This is a genomic window from Mycolicibacter sinensis (genome assembly GCF_001667375.1).
Lineage (GTDB): Bacteria > Actinomycetota > Actinomycetes > Mycobacteriales > Mycobacteriaceae > Mycobacterium > Mycobacterium sinense_A.
The window spans coordinates 1-5,036 of record NZ_LZIN01000028.1 but is presented as its reverse complement, the minus strand read 5'-3'; the positions used below and the strand labels follow the sequence as shown (position 1 = coordinate 5,036).

Below are 5,036 nucleotides of genomic sequence, written 5' to 3'. Positions count from 1 at the left end.
CATCGGCGGCAACGGTGGAGATGGCACTGATGGCGGGGCCGCCAGCCATGGTGGTGCCGGCGGCATAGGGAGCGGCGGGCACCGGCGGGCTGGCCGGCAGCGGTAGTGCCGGCGCGGCCGGCGCCGACGGGCAGATGGCCACCGGCGGCGGCAACGGCGGTATCGGTGGCCGCGGTTACGACTATTCGGGGACGGGTTCGGTGGCCAGGTTCGCGGTCCTGGCCTCGGGTGGCGCCGCCACCGGCGGCGCCGGTGGCCTCGGCGGCAACGCCGCCGCGCTCAACGGGGTCGGCGGGGCCGGGGGCGACGGCGGCAACGGCGGCGCCGGCGGCCTGGGCGGAAGCGGCGGGTATCAGGGCGGAGCCGGTGGCAAGGGCGGCGACGGCGGAGCCGGCGGGACCGGTGGGGCGGGCAGCCTGACCGGGGCCGCGGGCACCGGCGGCCGCGGCGGCAACGGCGGCGCAGGGGGCACCGGCGGCAACTGCCTGGATCTGCCCGGCGCCAACTGTGCCGGCGGCATAGGCGCCGGAGGCCAGGGCGGTGCCGGCGGCAAGGGTGGCGCGGGCGGTGTGGGAGCGAACGGTACCCCCGGGGCGCAGATCGGCGACGGCGCTGCCGGAGTTGCCGGGACCAACGGCGGGGTCGGCGGCCAGGGTGGTGCCGGTGGCCGCGGCGGTGATGCCGGCACCAACCTCGCCACCGGCGCGGTCGGCGTCAACGGCAATGGTGGCGCCGGGGGCGCCGGGGGTGTCGCCGGGGCGGGTGGCAACGGCGGGACCGGTGCTGACAACACCACGGGGGTCAACAGCGGCATCGGCGGGGCGGGCGGCCGCGGCGGTGACGCCGGCACCGGTGGTGGCGGCGGTAACGGCGGTGCGGCTGGCAGCACCGCGGGCGGTGGCGGGACCGCCGGGACCGCCGGTGCGGCCGGCGGGCTGCCGAGCGGGCCCAGCGGCAACGGCGGCTACGGCGGACACGGCTATAACCCGACGACCAGCGGTGCCGCCGGAGGACAGGGCGGCCGCGGCGGCGATGGCGGCAATATCGGCAACGGCGGTCAGGGCGGCGCCGGCGGAAACGGGGCGCAGGGGGCGACGGGGACGAACCCGAGCACCGCGGGTAGCAACGGCGGCACCGGTGGGGGCGGAGCGACCGGTGGCAATGGAGGTGCCGGGGGCAAGGGCGGCTCGATCTCGGGTGACGGCGGTGCCGGCGGGCAAGGCGGCCGAGGAGGGATCGGCGGCACCGGCGGTAACGGCGCTGTCGGGAAGAACGGCAGCCTTTTGGATCTCGCCGGCCAGACAGGTGGCACCGGCGGCGCCGGGGGAGTCGGTGGCGCAGGCGGTGTCGGCGGTGCGGGCGGTGACGCTGTCACCGGCGTCGGCGGTGTCGGAGGTACCGGCGGCATCGGCGGAGTAGGGGGCCAAAGCGGCAACGGCGGTACCGGTGGCCAAGGCCTGCTCGGCGTGTTAGGGATCGGCGGCATCGGAGGCGACGGCGGCAATGCCGGAACGCCGGGCGCCGGCGGCTTCGGCGGTACCGGTGGCGTCGGTGGCGCAAATGCCAGTGGCAGCGGCGGTAGCGGTGGTAGCGGTGGTAGCGGCGGCACCGGCGGCCAGAGCGGCAATGGCGGCAACGGCGGTGCGCCGGCGCTCGGCCTAGGACTGCTGGGCGGTAAGGGCGGCAGCAGCCCCAACGGCGGCACGGGTGGTGACGGCGGTAACGGCGGCACCGGTGGACACATCGGTGGCGAGGGCGGCGATGGTGGGGCCGGCGGGGCCGGCGGCCAGACCGGCGTCGGTGGTCAGGGCACTAACGGCAGCGGCGCCGGCAGTCATGGAAGCCAAGGCGGTTCCGGCGCGCACGGTTGTGTCGGCGGAGCCACACCGCCCTGCTAAGAGCGTAGCTGCGGCGGTGCAGCGCACCGGGAGGTCGGCCAGTCGCAACCCTCTCAAGATGAAGAAAAAATGAACTAACTCACAGAAAATCCTTGATTTTACGATCCAAAAACATAGACTTCTGCCCAGGGCGAGGGATAAGTGAATAGGCAACCCGGACTGGGGGTCTGGATAGGAGACTCTCGATGTCTGGTGGGCGCCGTGGCACGGGACAGCAGGTCGCACTTCGCACAGGAAAGCGTCAGCATCGCCGCGTGCTGGGTGCCGGAACCGCTGTCGGGGCGTTCCTCGCTTTCGGCATGGCACCACTGGCCAGCGCACCGCCGGCGCACGCGGACCTGGATTTCAGCTGGCTGACCGACCTGTTCGGTGCCGCGCCGCTGCCCGACGCGGACGCCGCGTCACCAGCCGGCACCTTTGACCTGCAGGACTGGTTCAACCCGGCGGCCTGGGACGACCAGCTGCCCGGCCTGGCCTGGGGCTCACCGACCGACTGGACCGCGCTGTTCGACCAGTGGATCTACACCCCGCTGTATGCCGGGCTGCAGGACTGGATCAACAGCCCGTTCGGCCTCCAGGTCGACACCGCGATCAACGGCTTGCTGGGGTCCTTCGCGATCGGCAACGGCGCCGCCGGCGACGCGACCAACCCCGACGGCGGGGCCGGTGGCTGGCTCTTCGGTGACGGCGGTGCCGGCTACGACGGCAGTGCCGACGGCACCGCGGGCGGCGCGGGCGGCGACGCCGGCTTCCTCGGCAATGGTGGGGCGGGCGGCGCCAGCGGCGGCGGCTTCATCGGCGGCGCCGGCGGACTCGGTGGATCGTTCATGGGCGTCGGCGGCAACGGTGGCGCCGGCGGCGACGGTGGCGCGGGTACTTCCGGGGGCAACGGTGGCTCCGGTGGCGCCGGAATCGGCTGGCTGTTCGGCAGCGGTGGCGCCGGGGGCCTCGGCGGTGACGGCGGCCTGGGCACCGCGGGAGTCACCGGCGCCCAGGGCATCTGGTCGGCGGGCGGCGGCACCGGCGGACTCGGCGGCATCGGCGGCGGCGGCGGCTCCGGCGGCAATGGCGGAGCGGGAGGCTCCAGTTCGTCGCTGCTGTTCGGTGACGGTGGCCGCGGCGGCAGTGCGGGCAACGGTGCAGCCGGTGGCAACGGCGGCACGGGCGGACTGGGTGCGACCGGTGACTTCGCTGCTCATGCGACGGGTGCCGGCGGCGATGGTGGCGACGGCGGTAACGGCGGCGCGGGTGGCGCCGGCGGCCAAGCCGGCGCCGGTGGCCACGGCGCCCAATTCGGCAGCGTGGGGCTGGCCGGCACCGACGGTAACGGCGGGATCGGTGGCAACTCCGGAGCCGCCGGGGATGGCGGGGCAGGAGCCGCCGGTACCGCCGACCACGCCGACGGCGGCGCGGGCGGCAACGGCGGTGAGGTCGGGAAGGCCGGTGCCGGTGGGCTGGGCGCGACCGGGGTCGCGGACGCCGGGCGGACGGCCACCAGCGGTGGTGACGGTGGTGCTGGCGGAGCGGGCTGGACATCGACGACTTCTGCCCTCGACGGCGGAAACGGTGGTGTCGGCGGCAACGGCGGCAGCTACGGCAACGGCGGAAACGGTGGCGCCGGCGGAGCCGGAGCAGCCGGCGCCGAGGGCGACGACGGCACAGCAGCGACATCGGCCGGGCTGCTCAGCAGCGCTGGTGAGGTCGGCGGCGCCGGCAGCAACGGCGGCGCCGGCGGCAACGGCGGGCTGGGCGGATCGATCGCCGGGGACGGCGGCGAAGGCGGTGCCGGAGGTGCTGGTGGCGCCGGCGGTCGCGGCGGGCTCGGCGGCGACGGCTATGACGCGGCGACCGACGCCCATGCCGCCGGTGGCGCTAACGGCGGTGACGCCGCACTCGGCGGCAATGGCGGCCAGGGCGGCAACGGCGGTGCGGGCGGGGCCGGTGGCGGTGTGGCTGCCGGCGGTTCCGGCAGCGCCGGGGCCAACGGTGATGGCGGCGCGGGCGGCGCCGGCGGGGACGCAGGGTCCGGTGGCAACGGAGGCGATGCCGCCAACGGCACCGCCGGTCACGTCGACGGCGGTAATGGCGGGGCCGGTGCCAATGCCGGTGTGGTCGGCGCCGGCGGCCTCGGGGGTGCCGCCGGGACCGGCGGGCTGGCCGGCACCGGGGTGGTCGGATCCGACGGCGCCGACGGCGTCAAGGGTCTGCTGGGCGGCAACGGGGGCGACGGCGGTGATGGATTCAACCGGTCACCGGTATCGTCGCCGGTTCTCCAGGGTGGCTTCGCCGGGCAGACTGCCACCGTCATGTCTGAAGGCGCCCCGACCGGCCTGGCCGGCGGCAACGGTGGGTTGGGCGGTCGAGCGGCCTTCGACGCGGGTCTCGGCGGCGACGGCGGCAACGGTGGTTCCGGGGGCGCCGGCGGTGCCGGCGGATCCGGTGGCTGGGCGGCCGGCAACGGCGGTACCGGCGGCAAGGGCGGCGCAGGCGGAGCCGGCGGCGAGGGCAGCTCCATTGCCGCCGGTGGCAAGGGCGGGGCGGGCGGTGCCGGGGGCAACGGCGGAGCCGGCGGCAACTGGACCGGCGACCAGTCCAGTCTCGACGCGGGCGCGCCGGGCACCGGCGGCAACGGTGGCAACGCCGGCGAAGGCGGCCACGGCGGCCAGGGCGGCGTCGGCTACATCGGCGAGCAGGGCGTGCTGTCCACCAACGACGGCGCCGGTCAGGCCGGCGGCCAGGGCGGTGAAGGCGGCGAGGGTGGCGCGGGCGGCACCGGCGGCAACGCCGGCACCGGCGCCCACGACACGGTGGGAGACAACGGCAATGGCGGGAACGGCGGCCAGGGCGGCAACGGCGGTACGGCCGGCTCCGGCGGTGAGGGTGCGAGCGGCGACGCGACGCTGGCGGTCAACCAAGGCGCCGGCGGCAGTGGCGGCGCGGCCGGAACCGCCGGGGCAGGCGGTCGCGGCGGTGACGGTGGCGGCGGTGGTTCGACCGCCGGTGGCAAGGCCGGCAACAACGGCTCCGGCGGCCAGGGCGGTAACGGCGGTGCCGGGGCCGGCGGTGGCGACGGCGGCGGTGGGGCGCAGGGGCGGGCGGGCGTCGCCGCCTCGGACGCCGCGGTCGGCGCCGGCGGGG

2 protein-coding genes are annotated in these 5,036 nt (G+C 76.6%); both read left to right on the top strand.

Going from position 1 to position 5,036, the window contains the following annotated elements; translation table 11 throughout:
- Positions 1-134 precede the first annotated feature (134 nt).
- On the top strand, positions 135-1,898 hold the full coding sequence (locus A5771_RS23290; protein WP_064854095.1) for a hypothetical protein: 1,764 nt from the start codon (positions 135-137) through the stop codon (positions 1,896-1,898).
- 254 nt (positions 1,899-2,152) lie between these two features.
- A partial coding sequence (locus A5771_RS24275) for a PGRS repeat-containing protein (protein WP_064854094.1) occupies positions 2,153-5,036 on the top strand: 2,884 nt, incomplete at its 3' end.